Genomic DNA, 23,530 nt, shown 5'->3' with positions numbered 1-23,530 from the left:
ATATGGATCTAGTAAGATTTACGTTAGACCACCACACTTTTACAACATATGAAATAGGTGACCAACACCTACCCACTCTTGTATGCCTGCATGGAATGACAGGAGACTCCAATAGTTTCATTGAACTTGCAGGATATCTCCGCAACGATTTTCATCTCATTCTTTTGGACCTACCGGGGCACGGAGAAACTGAGCCTTTGGAAAGCGATGAAGACTACCTTTTTTCATCACTTGCAAAACGGATCATGGGCGTCATCACCAAATTTACGACTGAACCCGTATATGTATTGGGGCATTCCTGGGGAGCTGATCTGTCACTTCATATCGCCAAGCAATACCCTCATCAAATAAAGGGACTTATTTTAATAGACGGAGGGTATGTGTTCCCTGAAATGGTTGAGGGATACACGGAGGAAACAGCTCTTTCGGATTGGGCAGAATACATAGATTTCAGCAGGTATCAGTCCTGGGCTGATGTAGTGAAGATTTATCAGGAGTACACGACAAGACCTTGGGATCCTCAGCTAGAAGGGATTATTTCTTCAAACTTTGTAGTGATGGATGGCCATTACCAGTTGAGAGCGGACCGGGACAGTCTTTTGGCGACGATCAAAGCTTTTTATCATGAACCGTGCTCCACAACCTATCAAGAGATTGAGTGCCCTGTGTTATTCTTTCATGCTACGATTCCCGTCTCAGATCCTGCAAGGCAGAAAGCCATTGAGAAAATGCAGAATTCCATCATGAAGGTTAAGGTAGTTGGGATCGAGAATACGAAACATAATGTGCATTGGGATTTTCCTGAACGAGTGGCGAGAGAAATTCGTGAGTGGATGAATAAATAAATCCCCTATAAAAGTCCGAACTTCAACTTGAATAGGGGAGTGATCATTTATTCTTCTAAATCAATAACGATTCTGTCGAGTTGAATTTCGGTGTGTCCTTTTCCGGACCCAAAACTGGCGATTTCAACGGGCTCGATAATGAGCTTAGTGGCTCCTTCCTGTATGGTGCCGAAAGCCGTTGTTCCTTCCAGCGTTTTTCCGTCATCCTTTGAGAATCCGCCGCCACCCGTTCCATCCAAGTAAACATGACCGAGGTCATCCGTCACCTTGAACACGGGTGATACTTCCGACCACTCTTCGAGAAGTGAGTCTGATACTCCCTGCTCATATGCGATCACCGTTGAAACATCAGTGACCTCAACGGATTTTAAAGTGAATTGAATGTCTTCTGTTTTCGTTGTTTCGTTTACCAGCCTTACGTCTCCCTCCAGACGTTTCAGTGAAAAGGCGAAGGACCAATCCCCCTCGACCTCTACATCATTGGACGTGCTGTAAAGCTTCTCTGGTTCCCATGTAATCTCCACCTTTTCCGGAAATTCACCGCGTTTAAAGCTTGGGGTGATGGTGGCCAGACCGACATACCGGTTATCGCTGATCTTCGTAAGTTGACTGCTTCCGCCGCTTCCATTCGCCCCTTTGATGTCAAACCAATGACCTCCACTGTGAATGTCTTCCCCGAAGTCTTTATCTGTTTCGATCGCATAGGAGACGGTAATATTCGTGCCGTCATATACGGCATCATCGATCAGGATGGTCACACCGTTACTCGTTTCTGTCAGACCGATGTCAGTTGAGAATTCGTCAAATTCTTTGTATGTCTCGTCATTACTGAAATACTGTATAACATCATCCATGAAAGGAACCTGCGATGCCAGGGAAGGGTAGGCATAACCTGCAGCAGTGGAGATACCGATCAGCATAACGGATGCCACCCCGATATTTCTCCATACGTGCTTCTTTTCGCGTTTCTTCAGTACATGCTGTTTCACACGCTTTTTTTCCAAATCTGTCACTTCTTCGAGCTCAAGTGAATCTATATCCAACTCCATCCATTCCTTCATGCTCATACCAGTCGCTCCTTTAATTTCACGTTTGACGCTAACTTTTTCTTTCCACGGTATAAACTGTTATCCACCGCCGCTTTTGAAAGGTTTAGTTGGTCCGCAATTTCCTTATTGGTTAGATCTAAATAATACTTCATCACGAAAATATCCCGGTCCAGTTCCTCAAGCTGACTGATCGCAGCTAATAATTCATTTTTTTCTTCCCACCGCAGTACAGAGGTATCGGTTTCGAGAGGACTTTCTGTTTGAAGAAGGGATTTGTCCGACTGCTCACGGGTGTGGCGTTTTTCTGCCTGCCGGTATCGGTCGATTGCTTTGTATTTCGTGATCATCCCGATCCATTTTTTGAAGTCCTCAGGCTCTCCTTTAAACTGATGGGCATTTTGCCAGACGGTCAGGAATACGTCGTTGATACATTCATCGACATCCAGGCGATTTCGATTGTGCAGTATTTTCATAGCAATGGTTTTCACAAGCGGCATATAAGCGTCAATCACATATTCCAATGCATCTTCTTTTTTCTTTTTTAACCTTTTAATGAAATTGGTGGGTGAACTTTTCATTTACTTCGCTCCTTATATGGTTGAAAGGCCTTTACATGATGTACAACGAATGGATGTTGGAGTTATTCTCATGTTTTTTTTGAGTGATGGGGAAATAAGAAAGAATAGTTTACTATGATCAGTATATATGTATTTATGGCGGTTGGGCTCGTCTAGAATCCAGGACTTAAGGAAACATTTATCATAAATCTTCAAAAGTATGGAAAAATAAAAGTATCATTGAACTTTGGGGATGGGCTCTTATTGGATAATTATTCGAACGATAACACTGCAAGGAGATACACCGCTCATGTCAGTATACTTGGAACTACCCAAATACATTTAAGGAACCCGTATATTATTGCATGGTGGTCAGTGTCTTTTCCGGGGTTTGGCCATTTATTGCTTTCTAAGTATATAAGGGGATACCTTTTGTTGACTTGGGAAGTGGTGATAAATCTGAAAGCCCACGTCAACCTGGCCATGATTTATTCTTTCCAGGGGAACGTACCTATGGCAAAAGAGGTATTGGATACCCGTTGGCTCTTGATATATATTCCTGTTTACATCTTTGCAATCTGGGATAGCTACCGCACGACCGTGGATTTGAATAACGTGTATATTCTCTCTGAACGAGAGGATCACAAAATAAACACCTTTAGTATCGGGGCATTGGAAATGAATTATTTAGATAAAAGAAACCCCTTATTAGCAGCATTATGGTCCTTATTTATGCCTGGGTTAGGACAGCTTTACATTCATCGGATCGTGACGGCCCTTGTCGTGATCGTTTGGAGTGTTGTGTTCTTTTATTACTCTCACATGTTGGAAGGAGTATCACTGCTTTTTATGGGGGAAATCGAAAGAGCGACTGAGGTATTGAATCCTGAGTGGTTGCTGATGTTTCCCTCCCTGTATGGGTTTGCTATAGTCGATGCCTATATGAATACAGTCGAAAATAATAAACTTTACGAGAAAGAACAGAGGCGTTTTTTAAAAGAACATTATCAAAAAAGAACATTTCACATTCTGAAAGGAAAAAAACGTATATGACGATGCAATTGTTTTCAACTTTCGAAAATCATATCTTTTTAGAAATCGCTATCGCAAATTTAGAGAAAATAGGGATCAAAAAGGAAGATATATATGCAGTCCCGCTTGATAATCGGAAAGAAAGCAGGAAACTATTTGATACGTTGCACCGGTCCGACGGATTATCCCTTATTGATATTGCGATGCCTCTGGCCACGGCATCTGCGGTCGTCACGGCTAGCATCGGCTTTGAACTGAAGTGGGGTCCCATCTATTGGGGGTTAATTGGTGCAATCGGAGGCTTTGTGGTTGGATTGGTGATTCGGTTGTTCCTTGTCTTTGTCAACAATCGGGAAACGGATAGATTAAAGGGAAAACAATCTGAAGTCATTCTCATTGTGGAGTGTGACGAAACAAAATCTCAGATCGTCGAGAAAATCCTTTGGGAGCATCTAGCTTTAGGACTAGCGAAAGTCATAAAGTGAAAGTCTATTTTTCTATTTGGTACCAATACAAGGTCAGGTGATCCCTGTGAATAGAGCCCGTCTTCATCATTGGGATAGGCACGTGGAGTTTCGATCACTTCATTGGAAGGCATAGAGAGGAAATGGATTATTATGGTAAATGACGCAATTAAAATGATTTTTGACGCAATTATCAAAATAATTACGCAATAAATAAAATTTTGACGCAATTGTGGTGGAAAATGACGCAATCACGGTGAAAGAGTAGATAAAGTCTAACCCAAAATCCCTGTTAAAAGAGGGATTCAGACGGGAGGTAAAAGGAAATTGTAAGCTTCAAATGTCGTTTTCAATAAAATAGTGCACCAATCGAACAAAAAAGAACCTGCCACTCGACAGGTTCACAACAAAACTAATCTCTTCACTCCTCATACCTCAACTCCAACGTAATCTGCGTGGTCGTATAGAAGTACATTTCCTTCACTTTCAACCGAAAGTTTTTATCATTCAATTTGACGGTTTTATTTTCGATGATCTTCTTGATGAGTTCCTTATTTCCGTACACTGTTTCCAGGTCTTTGGTCAACAGGCTCCGCAAGTCTTCGCTCAGCCGGTCCTCGGTTTCGTGTATACTGAGCAATTCCACTTTTGTTTTCGTGTTGTTGATGATTTTCACTTTGACTTCCTGGATGGTGAGTTCGTTTTCGTTTTCTTTGTTCAGTTGTTTGTATTCTTCCTGTAAGTAGGACAGGGTATTTTTGAGTTTGCTGATATCGTTCTTCTGTTCGGCAATCTTCAGGGCCTGTTTTTCATGCATGGTGCCGAACATGAAGAGGAAGATCATCCAGCTGATGATGCCTCCCACGACCATCCCTGCAAAGAACCGCTGCCAGGAGGGAAGCCTGTAAAAGGGCGGGATCCTCATGATGGCATATGCTCCTGGGTGAGCCAGGTGATGATCATGGCAGCCGTGTTGGCCCCGCCGAGAGCAGACAGGATCCAGAGGAATTGTTTGAAGAGCTCTTTCGTCTCCCCGTTCAGAAAGCCTTTTTCAAAGCTGTACACTGTATCGAATGTGCCGCCGATCGCTGCGATGATGGCCCAGATGCGCAGGAAATCGGATAGTCTTCTCATTTCAATGAACAGGGGCTGCCCCATGGCAAACGAGGCCAATCCACCGAGCAGTGAACCGCCGAGCAGTACCCCCATAGCGATAAAGAAGCTTTTGAATAATTCCGGAAAGAAAGCTTCCGCCATTTCATCATCTCCATCTATTACGTGTCTTTACGATAACTATATGGGATTCGGGGACAAGATATGAGGGAGAACATATTTTCTTTTTTTCGGTTTCTTACCTATAATAAAGGTATATTGAGAAAAAGGTTGTGCATAACATGTCATTTGTTCATTTACAAGTAGCGAGTGCCTATAGTCTCTTGTCTAGCACGATTTCGATAAATGGACTTGTACATAAAGCGAAGAATTCAGGGTATAAGGCGCTTGCCTTAACCGATAAAAATATGATGTATGCCGCCATCCCTTTTTATAAGGCGTGTTTAAAAGAAGGCATTAAGCCTATCATCGGATTGACCGCAGATATTGCCTCAGAGGAAGGCTCCCATCCCCTTGTTCTCCTTGTGAAAAATCAAACGGGCTATCAGAATCTATTAAAAATCTCGAGTGCCATCGGGGCGAAGTCGAAGGACGGGCTTCCGTTGAAGTGGCTCGCTTCTTATAGCGAGGGTCTGATTGCCATCACTCCTGGAGTCGTGGGGGAGATTGAAACCCACCTATTGAATGATGAAAGAGAAAAAGCAACAGAATGTATCCGCACCTATCAGCAGGTGTTCGGACGGGACTCCTTTTATTTAAGTATTCAAAAGCACGGGATTCCGGCAGAGGATACCCTTATCCCCTTACTCCAGCAGGTGGCAGAAGAGACTGGGACGGAAGTGGTAGCGACCAATGATGTGCAGTACCTCGATCAGGAAGATCATTTTGCCCATGAGTGCATGGGGGCGATCCGCGACGGAGTGAAACTGTCAGAGGATGACCGGGATGTGCTGGGGTCACAGGAGTATTATTTTAAACACAAAGATCAGATGGTGGAATTATTCTCTGATCACGTCACGGCCCTTGAAAATACGATGAAGATCGCGGACCGCTGCCACTTGACCATTCCTTTTCATCAACAGCTCCTTCCAAAATATCCTCTGCCTGAAGGAGTCACCGCCCTCGAGGAATTGACCCATCTTTGTGAAAAAGGGTTAAGCGAGCGGGTCGAAACGGTAACTGATGAGTACATCGAGCGGCTCGATTATGAGCTTGAAGTCATCGGCAGGATGGGGTTCAGCGACTACTTCCTGATCGTGTGGGATTTTATGAAATACGCGAAGGAAAAAAAGATCCTGACCGGACCGGGACGGGGGTCGGCCGCTGGTTCCCTCGTATCCTACGCCCTCAGGATTACAGACGTGGATCCCCTGGAGCATCATCTGCTGTTTGAACGATTCCTGAATCCTGAACGGGTGACCATGCCGGATATCGATATCGATTTCCCGGATCACCGGCGCGACGAAGTGATTGAATATGTGGAAGGGAAATATGGCAGTCTTCACGTCGCCCAGATCATCACGTTCGGAACGTTTGCAGCCAAAGCGGCGCTCCGGGATACGGGACGGGTGTTCGGACTCAATATGAAGGAGCAGGAGCAATTATCCAAGCTTGTGCCGAATCAGCTGGGGATCACCTTGAAAGAAGCGTATGAAAAGTCGAAGGGGTTCCGCGACTTTGTGACGGGCTCTGATCATTATAAGAAATTGTTTCAGACGGCCTGCAAGCTCGAAGGTCTTCCAAGGCATACCTCCACCCATGCGGCGGGAGTCGTGATGAGTGAAGGACCATTAGTACAGTGGGTACCGATACAGGGAAGTTCATCCGGCATTCATCTCACCCAGTTCTCTATGGATATTCTGGAAGAAATCGGCTTGTTGAAAATGGATTTCCTTGGACTCCGCAATTTGAGTATATTGGAACGGATCGTGAAGAACGTGCAGCTTGGGACGGATAAATCGTTCTCCATCGAATCGATTCCCATGAATGATGCCCAAACGTTCGAGCTGTTGAGTAAAGGGCAGACGAATGGAATCTTCCAGCTTGAATCGGAAGGGATGCGGAATGTATTAAAACGGCTAAAGCCCAACTCCTTTGAAGACATCGTGGCAGTGAACGCCTTGTATCGTCCGGGTCCGATGGAGAATATCCCGACGTATATCAACCGGAAGCACGGGAAAGAACAGGTGCAGTACCCTCATCCGGATCTGAAACCGATTCTGGAAATGACCTATGGCGTCATTGTGTATCAGGAGCAGATCATGCAGATCGCTTCGAAAATGGCGGGATTCTCCCTAGGGGAAGCGGATCTCCTAAGAAGGGCCGTTTCCAAGAAGAAGAAGGATGTCCTCGATCAGGAGCGGGAGCATTTTGTTTCCGGCTCCATCGGGAAAGGCTATAGGGAAGACGTCGCCCATACGATTTATGATTTGATCGTCCGATTCGCCGATTATGGTTTCAACCGGTCACATGCCGTTGCGTACAGCATGATCGCCTACCAGCTGGCTTACTTGAAAGCCCATTATCCGGCGTTTTTCTTATCGTCACTCCTGACGTCCGTCGTAGGGAATGAAACGAAGGTGGCTCAATACATAAGGGAAGCCGTACAGTATGATATTGAGATCCTGCCTCCGTCCATCAATAACAGTCAGTTTGTGTTTACAGTGGAAGGAAAAGATCGGATCCGCTACAGCATAGGCGCGATTAAAGGAATCGGAGCGGCAGCATTGAAGGAGATCATCCGTGCGAGAAAAGAAAAGCCGTTTCAGGATCTGTTTGATTTTTGCATGAGGGTGTCGTCGAAAACAATCAATCGGAAGATCCTTGAGAATCTGGTCCTTTCAGGGGCGTTTGATGAATTCGGGATTGATCGTGCTACATTGCTTGCGAGTCTCGATGTCGCAGCTCAGCATGCAGAGCTTGTAAATCCTGAAGATGATCCTGACTTGTTTCATGAAGAAGAGGCGTTTATGTTGAAGCCTAAATACGTCGAAGTGGAAGAGATGACGATTGATACGAAGCTTCAGTTTGAGAAGCAAGTCCTTGGTCTTTACTTATCGGATCATCCGGTTTCTTCCTATCGGCCCCTGTTTAAGGAACTCGGATTGCAGCAAATAGCCGATCTTCAGAAGGGATTGAAAATCACGTTGGGCGGTTATATCACCAGCGTGAAATCCATCCGGACCAAAAAAGGGGAAGTGATGGCCTTCCTTGAGATCGGTGATGAAAGCGGAGAGATGGAAGCGGTGGTGTTTCCGAATGTGTATCGAAACCACATGCCTCTTTTAAAAGAAGGGAATATCCTCCTATTTGGGGGTAATGTAGAAGATCGAAATGATAAGCTGCAGTTCATCGTGAACCAGCTGGAGACGATGGAGGACGTGCAGGCCAGGGTTAAAGAGAGCAGCCAGAAGCTTTATTTGAAAATTGCCGTGGATCAGGATGAGGAAGCCTGTATGGAGAGGATCCATGAAACGATCAAGCGATTCATAGGGAAGAACCCGGTCATCGTTTACTATGAGCAGGAAAAAAAGAGTGTAAGACTATCGGACCATCTGCGCATCAGTCCGTCACAGGAGGCTCTTAGGGAATTGTACCGAATTCTTGGTGAGGCAAATGTCATATTACAATAACATACTTTACTAAAATCCATATTTATATTATTGTTTAATAGAAAAAGGTGGTCTGACCACCTCTGAACTTATTATTTTTACTATATATTTTTACATTTAGAGGATTCGTCTGAGAACGGATCGAACCATAGCATGTAAAAGAATCAGAAGGAGTGAGTCAATTTGTCATTACGTGAAGAAGCTCTGCATATGCATCGAGTGAATAAAGGGAAATTAGAGTCTAAATCCAAGGTGGAAGTCCGGAACGCCGATGACTTGAGTCTGGCTTACTCCCCCGGGGTGGCGGAGCCTTGTAAGGTGATCTATGACAAGCCTGAAACGGTTTATGATTATACGATGAAAGGGAATATGGTCGCCGTCGTTTCAGATGGTACCGCTGTTCTGGGTCTTGGGAATATCGGACCGGAAGCGGCTCTCCCTGTCATGGAAGGAAAAGCGGTGCTGTTCAAGAGCTTTGCAGGAGTCGACGCATTCCCGATCTGTTTGAACACGACTGATGTGGACAAGATCGTTGAAACCGTCAAGCTTCTAGAGCCAACGTTCGGTGGCGTGAACCTTGAAGATATCGCTGCTCCGAACTGCTTTGAAATCGAAGAGCGCTTGAAGAAAGAAACGAATATCCCTGTTTTCCACGATGATCAGCATGGTACGGCCATCGTGACCGTAGCAGGACTTGTGAACGCCCTTAAGATCGTCGGCAAGAAAATGTCCGAAATCAAGGTCGTGGCGAACGGAGCCGGTGCAGCCGGCATGGCCATCATTAAGCTTCTCTACCGTTACGGTGTGAGAGATATCATCATGTGTGATTCCAAGGGTGCGATTTATGAAGGGCGTCCTGAAGGGATGAACAGCACGAAAGATGAAGTGGCGAAGTTTACGAATCGTGACCATATCAAGGGCGGCTTAGGGGAAGTATTGAAGGATGCCGACGTATTCATCGGTGTATCCGTTGCCGGTGCTCTGACGGAAGAGATGGTTTCTTCCATGAAACAGGATCCAATCATCTTTGCCATGGCGAACCCGGTACCGGAAATCATGCCGGAGCTTGCGAAAGCGGCGGGAGCCAAGGTAATCGGGACAGGACGTTCTGATTTCCCTAACCAGGTCAATAATGTCCTGGCGTTCCCCGGGATCTTCAGGGGGGCACTGGATGTACGTGCGACTCACATCAATGAAAAAATGAAGCAGGCTGCCGTTGAAGCGATCGCTGATTTGATCACGGAAGACGAATTGAACGCTGATTATGTCATCCCCGCTCCGTTTGATAAGCGTGTAGCACCAGCCGTTGCAGCTGCCGTAGCGAAAACGGCCATGGAAACCGGGGTTGCCCGCTTAAAGGTGGACCCGGAAGAAATCCGTAAGAAGACAGAAGATTTAGCGGTAATCGGGAAGAGTGAATGATGACAGAAGTGAACTCTCTCCATACTCACGCTAAGGTATATATTGGAATTGTTCACCAATTGCGAGAAATGATAACAAAAGACGGGCTTCAGCCTGGAGATAAGATCCCATCCGAAAGGGAGCTGTCCGAGCGGTTGAATGTCGGGCGCTCTTCGGTCAGGGAGGCACTACGGGCACTGGAACTGTTGGGACTGATTGAAACACGCCGGGGGGAAGGTACCTTTTTGAGGGATTTCAGGGATCATCATCTGATCGACCTTCTCGGCATGTTCATCCTGCAGGACGATATGGCCCAGGAAGACATTCTTCAGACGAAGATGATGATAGAAAAAGAAGCGTTGAAGGCCCTGTTTTCAGAGAAAAAGAAAATGGATGCCTTACGGGAGAAACTCTCTGAAAGTGAGAACCTGGACGATGTGTTCAGGGAAATCGTGATGATGAGCTCCAATTTCTTATCCCAGCGCATCTGGAATATCCTGAATGATTTCGAAACCTTGATCTGCGGTGAGAAGAAGCTGACGGCACCTATGAAAGAAGAGGTGATCGGGATGCTTCACGGCATCGATCAACAAGAGAAAGAGACTGTGCAAGAGACGTATAAAAGGGTCAGGAAAATTGTCGATGAAGACGCGACAATTTCCAACATCTTTTTTTAAACACTTCCATTAAACTGATAGTCAAGCAGTTTTATATCATGCATTTACTATAGAGAAGCGAATGGGCAGCTGTCATGGAAGGGAATATTCCCTGCTGAAGGTAGATACTGTCATTCGGTAAGGAGGTTTCACCTTGCTAAAGGAACTTTTTAACAAATCAAAAAAGAAAAAATATGCAACGATTCCTTCTGAAGCGGCCAAACATGACGTTCCGGAAGGCATCATGACGAAATGTCCTGATTGCAAAAAAATCATGTACACGAAAGAACTTCAAAAAAACTTAAAGGTGTGCATCCACTGCGGATATCATCATGGCATGAGCTCACCTGAGAGAGTCGATAGTTTTATAGATGAAGGCACCTTCAAGGAGCTTGACCAGGAGTTGACCTCAGGTAACCCCCTGAACTTTCCTGATTATGAGAGTAAAGTGGAAAAGGACCGGAAGAAGACGGGGATGAATGAAGCCGTTCTGACCGGATCCGGGAAGGTGAATGGAATCGAAGTGGTGACAGCCATCATGGATTCCCGATTCAGAATGGGAAGCATGGGATCCGTGGTCGGAGAGAAAATCACGAGAGCCATCGAAGAAGCCGACAAACGGAAGGTCCCGTTCATTATCTTCACCGCTTCAGGCGGGGCAAGGATGCAGGAAGGCGTCCTTAGCTTGATGCAGATGGCGAAGACCAGCGTAGCCCTGAACCGCTTGAGCGAGAACGGTGGACTCTTCATCTCGATCATGACGCACCCGACGACAGGCGGGGTATCGGCGAGTTTCGCATCCGTCGGTGACTATAATTTTGCCGAGCCGGGAGCACTGATTGGCTTCGCAGGCAGAAGGATCATCGAGCAGACGATCCGGGAAGACCTGCCGGAAGACTTCCAGACATCCGAATTTTTACTCAAACACGGACAACTTGACGGAGTCATCTCGAGACTCGAACTAAAAGAGAAGATCGGGACAGTACTTGATATACATCAGTGGGACGGTGATCTGCCATGGTAAATGAGATGGAATTTGAAAAGCCTGTATATGAGCTCAAGAAGAAAATTGCCGAGCTGAAGGAGTTCACCCAGAATTCAGACGTCGATTTATCAAAGGAAATCGAGAAGCTCGAGAACCGTCTCACAAAGCTTCAAGATGATATCTACGAAAACATGAAGCCGTGGGAAAGGGTCCAGGTTGCCCGTCATCCGGAGCGTCCGACGACCCTTGATTATATCAAGTATCTCTTTACGGACTTCATCGAAATGCACGGAGACCGCCTATATGGGGATGACGAAGCGATTGTATCGGGAGTAGGGAAATTTCATGATGTCCCAGTGACGATCATCGGTCACCAAAGAGGGAAAGATACGAAAGAAAACATCCGCCGGAACTTCGGGATGCCTCATCCTGAAGGATACCGGAAAGCGTTACGCTTGATGAAGCAGGCGGACAAGTTCAACCGTCCGATAATCTGCTTTATCGACACAAAGGGTGCGTATCCTGGGAAAGCGGCCGAGGAGCGCGGTCAGAGTGAAGCCATTGCCCGGAATCTTGTTGAAATGGCTGGGTTGACTGTCCCGGTCATCTGCATCGTCATCGGTGAAGGCGGTAGTGGTGGTGCCCTGGCACTTGGAGTGGGAAATCATATTCATATGCTTGAAAACTCCACGTACTCTGTCATCTCACCTGAAGGGGCAGCGGCGATCCTATGGAAGGATTCGACCCAGGCAAAACGCGCGGCTGAATCCATGAAGATCACAGCTCCGGATTTAAAGGAGCTTGGAATCATCGATGAAATCATTACGGAAGTCAAAGGCGGCGCACATAAGGGTGTGGAGGAACAGGCGAAGTATATCAATGATGTCCTGAAAGCCTCTCTGAAAGAGCTGATTCCGATGAAAAAGGACGAATTGATCCAGCATCGTTATGAAAAATTCAAAGCGATGGGTGAATATTCCGTTTTAAATGATTTAATCGGGGTAAAATCATAACAGACGATGGACTGACAAATAGGAAAAACCTTTTGTCAGTCTTTTTCATTCTTTCGCACAAATGAAGGGCTTTGTGACGATATTTTGAAGGTTTTAACAATTAAAACGCTTCCATTTAATAGATTATTTCGTCTTTTGCGTTTCCTGCTGGTAACTTGTTGAGAACCTTGAATCTTCGTGTTATTTTAGAAATAATCCAAAGTCTATTGGTCCATAATAATGTAATGAATGAAACCTGGAATTTTCCTTTTCTTTGATGTATGTGAAACGATTAACAAGTTGAACCATTCAGTTACATATAAAGGCATATTTCTTAATGAGGTGATCGAAGTGAAAAAGATTGGTGTATTAACAAGTGGTGGAGATTCACCAGGGATGAATGCAGCGGTCCGTGCAGTTGTGCGTAAAGCTATCTTCATGGACATAGAAGTGTACGGCATTTATCAAGGGTATAATGGATTGATCAACGGGAACATCAAGAAGCTTGAGCTCGGTTCCGTCGGCGATATCATCCACCGCGGCGGAACGATGCTGTATACTGCCCGCTGTGAAGAATTCAAGACAAAAGAAGGACAGAAAAAAGGTATCGAGCAATTAGAGAAACACGGTATCGAAGGCTTGGTTGTCATTGGTGGAGACGGTTCTTACCAAGGGGCAAAAGCCTTAACGGAATGGGGTTACCCATGTGTCGGTGTACCGGGTACAATCGATAATGATATCCCGGGTACAGAATATACCATCGGATTCGATACGGCCCTGAATACTGTCATCGATGCGATCGATAAAATCCGCGATACGGCGACTTCCCATGAGAGAACATTCATCATCGAGGTTATGGGACGCAATGCAGGGGATATCGCTTTATGGGCGGGACTTGCCGGTGGAGCTGAAACGATCCTGATTCCTGAAGAGAAATTCGACCTTGACGATGTCGTGAACCGCTTGAAAAAAGGTCAGGAACGCGGGAAGAAGCACAGCGTCATCATTGTCGCAGAAGGGGTCATGTCAGGAAATGAATTCGCGAACCGCTTCACTGAAGCGACGGGAATGGATACACGTGTTTCCGTTCTTGGTCATATTCAGCGGGGTGGAACGCCGACTGCTGCAGACCGTGTATTAGCGAGCCGCTTAGGGGCGCATGCCGTTGAGTTATTGTCAGCCGGAAAAGGCGGCAGAGCGGTAGGAATTGAGAAAAATCAACTAGTTGATTACGATATCATTGAAGCACTTGCCAAGCCACATCAAATTGACTTGAACATGTACAGACTTTCCAAAGAGCTTTCAATCTAAATTGTTGTAAGATTTCAGGAGGTAAAGAAAATGAGAAAAACGAAAATAGTATGTACGATCGGTCCTGCCAGTGAAAGTGTAGAGAAGTTATCACAACTGATCGAAGCCGGAATGAACGTTTCCCGCTTGAACTTTTCACATGGAGACCATGAAGAGCACGGTCAGCGTATCGTCAATATCCGTGAAGCAGCGGAAAAAGCCGGAAAAACAGTCGGAATCCTTCTTGATACTAAAGGTCCGGAAATCCGTACGAACAATATGGAAGATGGTGCCATCGAACTAACTCAAGGTTCAAACATCATCGTTTCCATGAAGGAAGTACTGGGAACAACTGAAAAATTCTCCGTTACATACGAAGGATTGATCGATGATGTTCACGTTGGTTCTAAAATTCTTCTTGATGACGGTTTAATCGGTTTGGAAGTAACGGAAATCGACAAAGCGAACGGTGAAATCCACACATATGTTGCCAACAGTGGAACACTTAAGAACAAAAAAGGTGTAAACGTACCTGGGGTATCGGTAAACCTGCCGGGGATCACGGATAAAGATGCAAGTGATATCGTATTCGGTATTGGACAAGGTGTAGACTTTATTGCCGCTTCATTCGTACGTCGTGCATCAGACGTTCTGGAAATCCGTCAATTATTGGAAGAGCACAATGCGTCTCATATCCAAATCATCCCTAAGATCGAGAACCAAGAGGGTGTAGACAATATCGATGAAATCCTTGAAGTATCCGATGGTTTGATGGTTGCACGTGGAGACCTTGGTGTTGAGATCCCTGCGGAGGAAGTACCACTTGTACAGAAGATGCTGATTAAGAAATGTAATTCACTTGGTAAGCCTGTCATCACAGCGACTCAAATGCTTGATTCTATGCAGCGCAACCCAAGACCGACAAGAGCGGAGGCAAGTGACGTAGCCAACGCCATCTTTGATGGTACGGATGCGATCATGCTTTCTGGTGAGACGGCAGCAGGTTCGTACCCTGTAGAAGCGGTGCAAACAATGCATAACATCGCATCAAGAGCAGAAACGGCCCTTGATTACAACGCGATCTTATCTTCACGCAGCAAAGACAGCGAGCACAACATGACGGATGCCATCGGTCAATCCGTTGCTTATACAGCTCTTAATCTTGATGTGAATGCGATTGTGGCTCCAACTGAGAGTGGTCACACGGCACGCATGATCTCTAAATACCGTCCAAAAGCACCAATCGTAGCTGTGACGGGTACAGACTCTGTATCACGCCGCCTGGCACTTGTATGGGGCGTTTACCCGACTGTCGGCCGCAAAGTGACGACTACGGATGAAATGCTTGATATGGCAGTAGAAGAGAGCGTCAACTCAGGCATGACAAAGCACGGAGACCGCATTGTCATCACAGCTGGTGTTCCAATCGGTGAATCAGGCACGACGAACCTCATGAAAATTCATGTAGTCGGTGACATCGTTGCTAAAGGTCAAGGAATCGGACGTAAATCGGCTTACGGGAAAGCTGTTGTCGCGACTTCTGCTGAAGAAGCCGTGAAGAATACGACTGAAGGCTCTGTCCTCGTGACAATCGGCACGGATAAAGAAATGATGCCTGCCCTGGAGAAGTGTTCTGCACTGATCGTGGAAGAAGGCGGACTGACAAGTCATGCAGCAGTAGTCGGAATCAACCTTGGAATTCCTGTCGTGGTCGGTGTTGACCATGCCACTTCCCTATTCAAGAATGGCCAGGAAATCACGGTGGATGCGACACATGGCGTGATTTATAACGGGTATGCAAGTGTATTGTAAGTAGATAGTTGAGGGGAACCAGAGCCTTTTGCGGGCTCTGGTTTTTTTGTATATATTTAGTGGTATGGTGTTTCGGTTGGGTGTGGATTTAAGGCTATGGCACAAGTTTGATGATAATCAGTTTTAACGGATGGCGAAAGTGCCGGAACATGGACTCCAACTGCCGCAAACAAAGCTGACGCTGCCTCACCTAAATTCCCTCACATAATACACAAACTCTCTAATATGCTATAATAGATTGAAGCAAGCACTCTAAATCAAATGGAGGAATCCATCATGAGATATATGCTATTACTTTTGATTATTATACCGGCCCTTGAAATCGGCTTATTGGTTCTTTCCGGACAGGCCATTGGTCTTGTTCCGACCGTGTTATTGATCATTACGACCGGTATCCTCGGAGCGTACCTTGCGAAGAAGCAGGGAATCGAGACGATACGGAAGGCCCAGCGGGATATGCAGTATGGTCAGCTTCCGGGAGATGCCATCATGGATGGACTGTGCATCCTTGTCGGAGGGGTCGTTCTATTGACGCCAGGCTTCATTACGGATGCTCTTGGTTTCTTATTACTGCTGCCTGCCACAAGGAAAATGTTCAAACCATTCATCTACCGGTTATTCAAACGCTGGATCAATAATGGGAATGTCATTATATACAGATAGTGACAAAGCACTGCACAGTGAAGATAACGGGTTTATTTGTGAGGTGCAATACGGTAAAATTCACAATCCAAAAAGGCTTAGAGATACTAGTATCTCTAAGCCTTTTTTATAGAAACCACCTGTAAGTTGTACAAAATTGGGAGATTCTAAAGCATGTCCGATAAATAAGCGGAGAAATTCCGCTTATTGAGAAAATAGTCCTGAATATAAGTTGAATAGACGGAAATATTCCGTCTATTTACTCATAAAATACGGAAAAGTGGGATTTTCCTTTACTTAAACGGAAAAACTCCGCCTATTTACCTCGATTCAATCTCATTTCTGAAGGTTAACCGTAATAACTCCGCTTATTCTATCTCTCGAAATAAGCCACTAACGAAATCACCAAGCATGCACACGCTTTCTAATCATTATTCCACACCTTGTGCATTGATCTACGATGTTTGCACCTCTAATTTAAACTCGTTACCAATGATGAGCAGTGCTTCATGCTATTTTACTCCCATTATGAACTTCCACGTATCCTCAAACACACCTGCACGCTTTAAAGTGGAAAGGATCACGAGTACCACGGGTCCAACAATCAAACCTAAAAATCCAATTAATTTAAAACCGACAAACAGCGCGATCAATGTGGCGAGGGGGTCGAGCCCGATGCTTGATGATAACACTTTCGGCTCCATGATCTGCCGTTGGACGACGACGACCAAGTAGAGAACCGACAACCCGATTCCAAGGCCGACGTTTCCTGTGATGAATTCATAGGCAATCCATGGCACAAATACCGCTCCGGTCCCGAGATACGGCAGGATGTCAACGAGACCTGTCACAAGGGCAATGGTGATTGCGTAATCTACTCTCAGGATGATCAACCCGATCAGGACGATGATCGCTGTGATCGAGATGAGCGTGAATTGGGCCCGGATGAAACCGAACAGGGCCCGTTTCAAGTCGATGAATACTTTCCTTCCGCTGCTCATGGCTTTCCCGGGAATGATTTTCTCTGCTTTAGCAGATAATGTATACCAATCCTTACTGATAAAAAATGTCGCCAATGCGGCGAATATCAGGACGGATGCGGCATTTGGGATCCACGAGATCAGCTGAGGTAATTTGGTGAAAAAGTTTTGCAGGAAATCGCCTGCGGATGTGGCAATCTTGGTTCCGGCAGTCTGGATATTTTCGAGTATCGTATCCTGTTGTCCGGCTTCAAGGTTTTTAAATATACCGGCGAGTTGATTATAAAGCGGGATGACCTGGCCGACGATGATGTCCTCTGCATATGTAACAAGGGTTTGAACATGCTTAGGCAGTTCTTCTGCTAAGTAATTGGCACCGGAAACGATTTCGGCAATCAATAATGTGATGAGTCCGGCAAATATGGCGACGATCAGAATGAGGGAAAGGGTCACTGCCCATATCCTCGGAAGCCATTTTTCAAGCCCGTTCACCAGTGGATTGATCAGCAATGCAATGGCAACGGCAATGATGAATGGGTATGCAAGCTTCCATATGTAATAGAGTGAAATCAATGAGAGAATGATGATCGCTACAACGACCAGAAAACGGATCGTTCGATAAACATAGTCTAAATTCAAGGGCTTCCCTCCTACCGGGTCTAGTAATTCTATTTTATAGGAGACAGGAAATGAAAGGAAGATTAATTTGAGGTGGTTTTTATAAAAGATTTGAAAGGTTGATATGGTAGGATAATGATTGGAGTACATAAGAAGGAGGCAGGAAAAAGATATGACACAGCCATTCATGTTTTTACTGCTTTTACTCGGAATCGGTATGATTGCGAAAAATCAATCCATTATTATAGCTGTAGCATTTTTAATCGTACTGAGGCTAGTGGGCCTTGACGAAAAAGTATTCGCCACGATCCAGTCGAAAGGCATCAATTGGGGGGTCACCATCATTACGATCGCGGTACTCGCACCGATTGCAACGGGTGAAATCGGCTTCAGGGATCTGTTTGATTCATTGAAATCCCCTTATGCGTGGATCGCCCTCGCTTCCGGTATGGCAGTCGCATTAATCGCAAAGAGCGGGTTGATCCTATTGGAGGATGATCCTCATCTCACGACGGCACTGGTCCTTGGAACCGTCTTGGCTGTTGCGTTATTCAAAGGGGTTGCCGTGGGGCCTCTGATCGGCGCAGGCATCGCGTATCTCGCCATGAAAGTTTATGAATTCTTTCTGTAAAGAATGACCTGGGGTCGCCGCGTTCGATCCCTATTTATCCGATGGTTTATTTTTCTAGAAAAATAATTTTTATAGAAATTGATGCGTTTTCATTCACAAAAGTCAGATAATTGTTTATAATAGGAAATGTAAGCGCATCCCAAGCTCTCGTGATATCATAGGAAGGGCCGGGAATCATTTTTTGTATAGGAATTGAGCAATCGCTCAGCGTTCTTTTTACGTTCTTTTTAAACAAGCCTACTAGACTACTTGATCGTTTTGTAGGGTTTTATACTCATATGAAAATGGGTAAAAGAGAAATACTTAACAAAAGGAGAGGTTATTATGACAGCAACTCGCGGATTAGAAGGAGTTGTAGCAACGACATCGTCCATCAGTTCGATCATTGACGACACTCTTACATATGTTGGCTACAACATTGATGATTTAGCAAACAATGCAAGCTTCGAAGAGGTAATCTACCTATTATGGCATCTGAAATTACCTAACGCATCGGAACTTCAGGAATTTACAGAGCTGTTAGCAGCCAACGCTGAACTGCCTAAAGAAGTCCTTGAGCACTTCAAGATGTATAACATCAAAGAAGTTCATCCAATGGCCGCTTTACGTTCAGCTGTATCCTTACTTGGATTATATGATGACAAAGCAGACGTGATGGAAGAGAAGGAAAACTACTTGAAAGCCGTTCGCCTTCAAGCGAAGATCCCGACGATCGTTACAAGCTTTGCCCGCATCCGCAACGGTCAGGAACCGGTTGCACCCCGTAAGGACCTTGGCTTTGCCGCTAACTTCTTATATATGCTGACAGGGAAAGATCCTGAGCCTGTTGAAGTTGAAGCATTCAATAAAGCACTTGTGCTTCATGCGGACCATGAATTAAACGCTTCCACGTTCACAGCGCGTGTTTGCGTCGCGACTCTATCAGATGTCTATTCAGGTGTCACTGCTGCGATTGGTGCTCTAAAAGGACCTCTTCACGGTGGGGCAAACGAGCAGGTTATGAAGATGCTTACTGAAATCGGTTCTGTCGATAAAGCAGAAGAATATATCCTGGACAAGTTAGAGAAGAAGGAAAAAATCATGGGCTTCGGTCACCGTGTTTACCGTCAAGGGGATCCACGTGCGAAGCATCTTAAAGAAATGTCCAAGAAATTAACTGAATTAACGGGACAAAGTAAATACTACGAAATGTCCGTTAAGGTAGAAGACGTATTTACGTCCAATAAAGGCCTGCCGCCAAATGTTGATTTCTACTCGGCATCCGTATACCATAGCTTAGGCATCGATCATGACCTGTTCACGCCGATCTTTGCGGTAAGCCGTGTATCCGGCTGGTTGGCACACATTTTAGAGCAGTATTCAAACAACCGTTTAATCCGTCCTCGTGCTGATTATGTGGGACCTGGCAAGCAGGAATATGTGCCGGTTGATCAAAGAGGTTAATCATCAATATTTACAAATAGTAAAAATATTGGTGTAATAATAAGAGAAGGGGAATGACTCAACATGCATAACTTATGGGTCATCCCCTTTGATAATGAAAAAATGGAGGTTACATAATGACACAAGGTGAAAAAATTACAAACCAGAATGGCCAACTTAATGTGCCTAACAATCCAATCGTCCCATTCATTGAAGGTGACGGAACGGGTCCAGATATTTGGGCAGCGGCTCAACGCGTCCTGGATGCTTCTGTAGAGAAAGCATACAAAGGCGAACGCAAGATTTCATGGAAAGAAGTATATGCTGGGGAAAAGGCATTCAACAAAACAGGCGAATGGCTTCCAAACGATACGCTTGAAGCAATCCGTGAATACTTCATCGCGATCAAGGGTCCACTTACGACTCCTGTCGGCGGCGGAATCCGTTCATTGAACGTTGCGCTTCGCCAGGAATTGGATCTATTCACATGCCTTCGTCCAGTACGCTACTTCGAAGGTGTTCCTTCACCAGTTAAGCGTCCTGAAGATACTGACATGGTCATCTTCCGTGAAAACACAGAAGATATCTATGCAGGGATCGAGTACGCTAAAGGTTCTGATGAAGTGAAAAAATTAATCAGCTTCCTGCAAGACGAAATGGGCGTTAACAAAATCCGTTTCCCTGAAACATCAGGTATCGGAATCAAGCCTGTTTCTGAAGAAGGAACAAACCGCCTTGTACGTGCTGCGATCAATTACGCAATCACTGAAGGCCGTAAATCCGTAACGCTTGTTCACAAAGGGAACATCATGAAGTTCACTGAAGGAGCATTCAAAAACTGGGGTTACGAGCTTGCTGAGAAAGAATTCGGCGATAAAGTATTCACTTGGGCTCAATATGACAAGATCAAGGAAGCTGACGGATTGGAAGCGGCTAATAAAGCTCAATCCGATGCTGAAGCAGCAGGTAAAATCATCGTGAAGGATTCAATCGCTGATATCTTCCTACAACAAATCCTTACTCGTCCAGCTGAGTTCGATGTTGTCGCAACAATGAACCTAAACGGAGATTACATCTCTGATGCACTTGCTGCTCAAGTAGGTGGAATCGGTATCGCTCCAGGAGCAAACATCAACTACGAAACAGGACATGCCATCTTTGAGGCGACTCATGGTACGGCTCCTAAATATGCAGGTATGGATAAAGTAAATCCATCTTCTGTCATCCTTTCAGGTGTACTAATGCTTGAGCACCTTGGTTGGACGGAAGCGGCCAACCTGATCACGAAATCAATGGAAAAAACAATCGCTTCTAAAGTGGTAACATATGACTTTGCCCGTCTGATGGATGGAGCAACAGAAGTGAAATGCTCTGAGTTCGGTTCTGCTTTAATCGAAAACATGGAAGCATAATAATTTTGACTAAGGATGGGGTGCTTCTGACAGAGGCACTCCTTCCTTTACATAAAGACATGAATAGGAGGAATCATGATGGCCATTAAACGTAGAAAAGTATCTGTGATTGGTGGGGGTTTCACCGGGGCGACAACGGCACTGATGCTCGCTCAGAAAGAACTTGGAGATGTGGTATTGGTTGATATTCCGCAAAACGAGGATCCAACGAAAGGGAAGGCGCTGGATATGCTTGAGGCGAGCCCTGTCCAAGGGTTTGATGCAAACATCATCGGCACATCCAGTTACGAGGATACAAAGGATTCGGATATCGTTGTCATCACTGCAGGGATTGCCCGGAAACCTGGGATGAGCCGTGATGACCTGGTACAGACCAATCAAAAGGTCATGAAATCAGTCACCCAGCAAATCGTCAAGCATTCACCTGATTGCTATATCATCGTGCTGACAAATCCCGTGGATGCCATGACGTATACCGTATTCAAAGAATCCGGCTTTCCTAAAGAGCGCGTAATCGGCCAGTCCGGCGTATTGGATACAGCACGCTTCCGTACGTTTGTCGCACAGGAATTAAATCTGTCCGTCAAGGATATCACTGGATTCGTCCTCGGCGGCCATGGAGACGACATGGTTCCTCTTATTCGCTACTCTTATGCAGGAGGCATCCCGCTAGAGACGTTGATCCCTAAAGACCGTCTTGACGCCATCGTTGAGCGCACCCGTAAAGGAGGGGGCGAGATCGTAGGACTTCTCGGTAACGGAAGTGCCTACTATGCTCCTGCAGCCTCACTCGTCCAAATGGTCGAAGCCATCTTGAAAGACCAGCGCCGCGTCATCCCGGCCATTGCCTACCTGGAAGGCGAATACGGATTCGAAGGCATCTACCTCGGTGTCCCGACCATCCTCGGAGGAAACGGCCTCGAAAAAATCATCGAACTCGAACTGACCGAAGACGAAAAAGCGGCACTCTCCAATTCAGCCGACGCAGTCAAAAACGTCATGTCTTCATTGGCTTAATAGATAGAATGTTTTCAGAACTGGCTTCCATATGGGAGGTCAGTTTTTTTCGTAATGATTGTTTGGGTAATTAAATATTAAGAAATGATTATCAACAAATTAGAAATAGGTTTCTCAAACATCTTAATTTAAGTTTGTTTGATAAAAGACTTTGATTTTTAATTGCTTCTTTAAAAAACATGCTCAGAAAGTTGAGACCCCGCAGGCTTGCCGAGGAGGCTCACGGCCAGCCCCGCGGAAAGCGAGCACCTGCAGCGGAAATCAACCAGCACTCGCTCCGTTAAAATCAACTATAGATTCAACCACTACCATCCAAATCAAAAAAAGATTTCAAAGAGAAAATGAAATTACCTCCCCACGCGTAAAAATTCTTTGTATGGAAAACCTAAAAATGATAAAATACTAATAGACAGACAATAAAAACAATTTTTATTATTTAAAATTGTAATCGTTTACATACGTGGAGGTGCTTCTTATGTTATTGGGGAAAAAGAGAAAACTGGGAAGAAAAATCGAGGAAATGACGGTTGGTGAAAAGCTGACCCTGACAGAAAAGATCGAAGACAATGAACTGCTTCTATACCTTGGGCTCACAAACGATGCCAATCCATTATACATCCAGCACGACTATGCTTCGCAGACACCGTTTAAAAAGCCGATCGTGCCGTCCATCATGTTGACGGGGATCATTACGTCGGCCGTTTCCAAGTATCTACCGGGCCCTGGTTCCCATATCGTAGAGCAAAACATCGAATTTCCGAAGCCGGTCTTCCATTACGCTACGGTTCAGTTCCTGTTCGAAGTGACAGAAGTACATCCCGATAAACACTTGGTAACCATTCAAGTATCGGCCACAAATGAAGAGGATGAGAAGGTCATTAACGGGACCATCAAGGTTTGTCCGCCTCACCGCTTGGAAAAAATGAATAGTCATGCGTTGGAAAATTTCTGATGACATCAGAGGGCTATGTGACCATAGCTCTTTTTCTGTGAAAAGAATT

At 45.3% G+C, this 23,530-nt stretch carries 21 protein-coding genes; 16 read left to right on the top strand and 5 right to left on the bottom strand.

The genetic code is table 11. From position 1 onward, the window contains the following. Window positions 1–2: 2 nt before the first annotated feature. Window positions 3–845 (top strand): alpha/beta fold hydrolase, encoded by an 843-nt coding sequence (locus tag CN378_RS04320; RefSeq protein ID WP_179884810.1) that lies wholly within the window; start codon window positions 3–5, stop codon window positions 843–845. A 47-nt stretch (window positions 846–892) separates the two neighbouring features. Here CN378_RS04320 and CN378_RS04315 read toward each other — a convergent pair whose 3' ends face one another. Beyond that, on the bottom strand, window positions 893–1,912 hold the full coding sequence (locus CN378_RS04315; protein WP_098350703.1) for a DUF4179 domain-containing protein: 1,020 nt from the start codon (window positions 1,910–1,912) through the stop codon (window positions 893–895). After that, on the bottom strand, window positions 1,909–2,472 hold the full coding sequence (locus tag CN378_RS04310; RefSeq protein ID WP_098350702.1) for a sigma-70 family RNA polymerase sigma factor: 564 nt from the start codon (window positions 2,470–2,472) through the stop codon (window positions 1,909–1,911). The genes CN378_RS04315 and CN378_RS04310 overlap by 4 nt, the downstream gene beginning before the upstream one ends. Window positions 2,473–2,715: 243 nt before the next feature. Between CN378_RS04310 and CN378_RS04305 the strand changes: the two genes are divergently transcribed. Both CN378_RS04305 and CN378_RS04300 read left to right on the top strand, forming a co-directional pair. Continuing rightward, window positions 2,716–3,504 carry a hypothetical protein gene (locus CN378_RS04305; protein WP_098350701.1) on the top strand — a complete coding sequence of 263 codons (789 nt, stop codon included), beginning with the start codon at window positions 2,716–2,718 and terminating at the stop codon, window positions 3,502–3,504. Between the two features lie 2 nt (window positions 3,505–3,506). Continuing rightward, window positions 3,507–3,968, top strand: a complete 462-nt coding sequence (locus CN378_RS04300; protein WP_098350840.1) for a hypothetical protein — start codon at window positions 3,507–3,509, stop codon at window positions 3,966–3,968. A 400-nt stretch (window positions 3,969–4,368) separates the two neighbouring features. Here the strand turns inward: CN378_RS04300 and ytrI are convergent, their stop codons facing one another. Then, window positions 4,369–4,872, bottom strand: coding sequence for a sporulation membrane protein YtrI (gene ytrI, locus CN378_RS04295; RefSeq protein ID WP_098350700.1), 504 nt, complete (start codon window positions 4,870–4,872; stop codon window positions 4,369–4,371). After that, window positions 4,869–5,204 (bottom strand): sporulation membrane protein YtrH, encoded by a 336-nt coding sequence (gene ytrH, locus CN378_RS04290; protein ID WP_034756917.1) that lies wholly within the window; start codon window positions 5,202–5,204, stop codon window positions 4,869–4,871. Before ytrH ends, ytrI begins: the two co-directional genes overlap by 4 nt. Before the next feature lie 137 nt (window positions 5,205–5,341). On the opposite strand from ytrH, the gene dnaE reads away from it, so the two are divergent. From dnaE to CN378_RS04250, 8 genes are all read left to right on the top strand, one after another. After that, window positions 5,342–8,692, top strand: coding sequence for a DNA polymerase III subunit alpha (gene dnaE, locus CN378_RS04285; RefSeq protein WP_098350699.1), 3,351 nt, complete (start codon window positions 5,342–5,344; stop codon window positions 8,690–8,692). 162 nt (window positions 8,693–8,854) lie between these two features. Next, a complete protein-coding gene (gene ystJ / locus CN378_RS04280; RefSeq protein WP_098350698.1) occupies window positions 8,855–10,093 on the top strand; it encodes an NADP-dependent malic enzyme in 1,239 nt (412 codons plus the stop codon). 68 nt (window positions 10,094–10,161) lie between these two features. Next, window positions 10,162–10,749 (top strand): FadR/GntR family transcriptional regulator, encoded by a 588-nt coding sequence (locus CN378_RS04275; protein ID WP_483295051.1) that lies wholly within the window; start codon window positions 10,162–10,164, stop codon window positions 10,747–10,749. A gap of 133 nt (window positions 10,750–10,882) precedes the next feature. After that, on the top strand, window positions 10,883–11,752 hold the full coding sequence (accD, locus tag CN378_RS04270) for an acetyl-CoA carboxylase, carboxyltransferase subunit beta (protein WP_098350696.1): 870 nt from the start codon (window positions 10,883–10,885) through the stop codon (window positions 11,750–11,752). Next, on the top strand, window positions 11,746–12,726 hold the full coding sequence (accA, locus tag CN378_RS04265; protein WP_098350695.1) for an acetyl-CoA carboxylase carboxyl transferase subunit alpha: 981 nt from the start codon (window positions 11,746–11,748) through the stop codon (window positions 12,724–12,726). The genes accD and accA overlap by 7 nt, the downstream gene beginning before the upstream one ends. Before the next feature lie 330 nt (window positions 12,727–13,056). Next, window positions 13,057–14,016: a 6-phosphofructokinase gene (gene pfkA, locus CN378_RS04260; protein WP_098350839.1), complete on the top strand. Its 960-nt coding sequence runs from the start codon at window positions 13,057–13,059 to the stop codon at window positions 14,014–14,016. Window positions 14,017–14,046: 30 nt separating this feature from the next. Then, entirely contained in the window at window positions 14,047–15,807 is a 1,761-nt protein-coding gene (gene pyk / locus CN378_RS04255; protein WP_098350694.1) for a pyruvate kinase, read from the top strand. A gap of 276 nt (window positions 15,808–16,083) precedes the next feature. Then, on the top strand, window positions 16,084–16,470 hold the full coding sequence (locus CN378_RS04250; RefSeq protein WP_098350693.1) for an FxsA family protein: 387 nt from the start codon (window positions 16,084–16,086) through the stop codon (window positions 16,468–16,470). Between the two features lie 491 nt (window positions 16,471–16,961). Here CN378_RS04250 and ytvI read toward each other — a convergent pair whose 3' ends face one another. Further along, complete coding sequence (ytvI, locus tag CN378_RS04245) at window positions 16,962–18,068, bottom strand: sporulation integral membrane protein YtvI (RefSeq protein WP_098350692.1); 1,107 nt, start codon at window positions 18,066–18,068, stop codon at window positions 16,962–16,964. A gap of 151 nt (window positions 18,069–18,219) precedes the next feature. Between ytvI and CN378_RS04240 the strand changes: the two genes are divergently transcribed. The 5 genes from CN378_RS04240 (at window position 18,220) to CN378_RS04220 (ending at window position 23,481) form a co-directional block, all read left to right on the top strand. Next, a complete protein-coding gene (locus CN378_RS04240) occupies window positions 18,220–18,678 on the top strand; it encodes a DUF441 domain-containing protein (RefSeq protein WP_098350691.1) in 459 nt (152 codons plus the stop codon). 324 nt (window positions 18,679–19,002) lie between these two features. Then, window positions 19,003–20,121, top strand: a complete 1,119-nt coding sequence (citZ, locus tag CN378_RS04235; RefSeq protein ID WP_098350690.1) for a citrate synthase — start codon at window positions 19,003–19,005, stop codon at window positions 20,119–20,121. A 116-nt stretch (window positions 20,122–20,237) separates the two neighbouring features. Further along, complete coding sequence (icd, locus tag CN378_RS04230) at window positions 20,238–21,512, top strand: NADP-dependent isocitrate dehydrogenase (protein ID WP_098350689.1); 1,275 nt, start codon at window positions 20,238–20,240, stop codon at window positions 21,510–21,512. A gap of 78 nt (window positions 21,513–21,590) precedes the next feature. Beyond that, window positions 21,591–22,529, top strand: a complete 939-nt coding sequence (mdh, locus tag CN378_RS04225; protein WP_098350688.1) for a malate dehydrogenase — start codon at window positions 21,591–21,593, stop codon at window positions 22,527–22,529. A gap of 475 nt (window positions 22,530–23,004) precedes the next feature. Beyond that, complete coding sequence (locus tag CN378_RS04220; RefSeq protein ID WP_098350687.1) at window positions 23,005–23,481, top strand: MaoC/PaaZ C-terminal domain-containing protein; 477 nt, start codon at window positions 23,005–23,007, stop codon at window positions 23,479–23,481. Window positions 23,482–23,530: the final 49 nt, after the last annotated feature.

Origin of the sequence: Bacillus sp. AFS015802 (assembly GCF_002561455.1) — a bacterium.
Lineage (GTDB): Bacteria > Bacillota > Bacilli > Bacillales > Bacillaceae_B > Rossellomorea.
Note: the sequence above shows the minus strand (reverse complement) of the source record. Positions and strands in the feature narration are given on the sequence as shown.

Coding starts and splice junctions, on each gene's coding strand:
- CN378_RS04320 (WP_179884810.1), top strand. CDS start 3: ATGGATCTAGTAAGATTTACGTTAGACCACCACACTTTTACAACATAT.
- CN378_RS04315 (WP_098350703.1), bottom strand. CDS start 1,912: ATGAGCATGAAGGAATGGATGGAGTTGGATATAGATTCACTTGAGCTC.
- CN378_RS04310 (WP_098350702.1), bottom strand. CDS start 2,472: ATGAAAAGTTCACCCACCAATTTCATTAAAAGGTTAAAAAAGAAAAAA.
- CN378_RS04300 (WP_098350840.1), top strand. CDS start 3,507: ATGCAATTGTTTTCAACTTTCGAAAATCATATCTTTTTAGAAATCGCT.
- ytrI (WP_098350700.1), bottom strand. CDS start 4,872: ATGAGGATCCCGCCCTTTTACAGGCTTCCCTCCTGGCAGCGGTTCTTT.
- ytrH (WP_034756917.1), bottom strand. CDS start 5,204: ATGGCGGAAGCTTTCTTTCCGGAATTATTCAAAAGCTTCTTTATCGCT.
- dnaE (WP_098350699.1), top strand. CDS start 5,342: ATGTCATTTGTTCATTTACAAGTAGCGAGTGCCTATAGTCTCTTGTCT.
- CN378_RS04275 (WP_483295051.1), top strand. CDS start 10,162: ATGATAACAAAAGACGGGCTTCAGCCTGGAGATAAGATCCCATCCGAA.
- accA (WP_098350695.1), top strand. CDS start 11,746: ATGGTAAATGAGATGGAATTTGAAAAGCCTGTATATGAGCTCAAGAAG.
- pyk (WP_098350694.1), top strand. CDS start 14,047: ATGAGAAAAACGAAAATAGTATGTACGATCGGTCCTGCCAGTGAAAGT.
- CN378_RS04250 (WP_098350693.1), top strand. CDS start 16,084: ATGAGATATATGCTATTACTTTTGATTATTATACCGGCCCTTGAAATC.
- CN378_RS04240 (WP_098350691.1), top strand. CDS start 18,220: ATGACACAGCCATTCATGTTTTTACTGCTTTTACTCGGAATCGGTATG.
- citZ (WP_098350690.1), top strand. CDS start 19,003: ATGACAGCAACTCGCGGATTAGAAGGAGTTGTAGCAACGACATCGTCC.
- icd (WP_098350689.1), top strand. CDS start 20,238: ATGACACAAGGTGAAAAAATTACAAACCAGAATGGCCAACTTAATGTG.
- mdh (WP_098350688.1), top strand. CDS start 21,591: ATGGCCATTAAACGTAGAAAAGTATCTGTGATTGGTGGGGGTTTCACC.
- CN378_RS04220 (WP_098350687.1), top strand. CDS start 23,005: ATGTTATTGGGGAAAAAGAGAAAACTGGGAAGAAAAATCGAGGAAATG.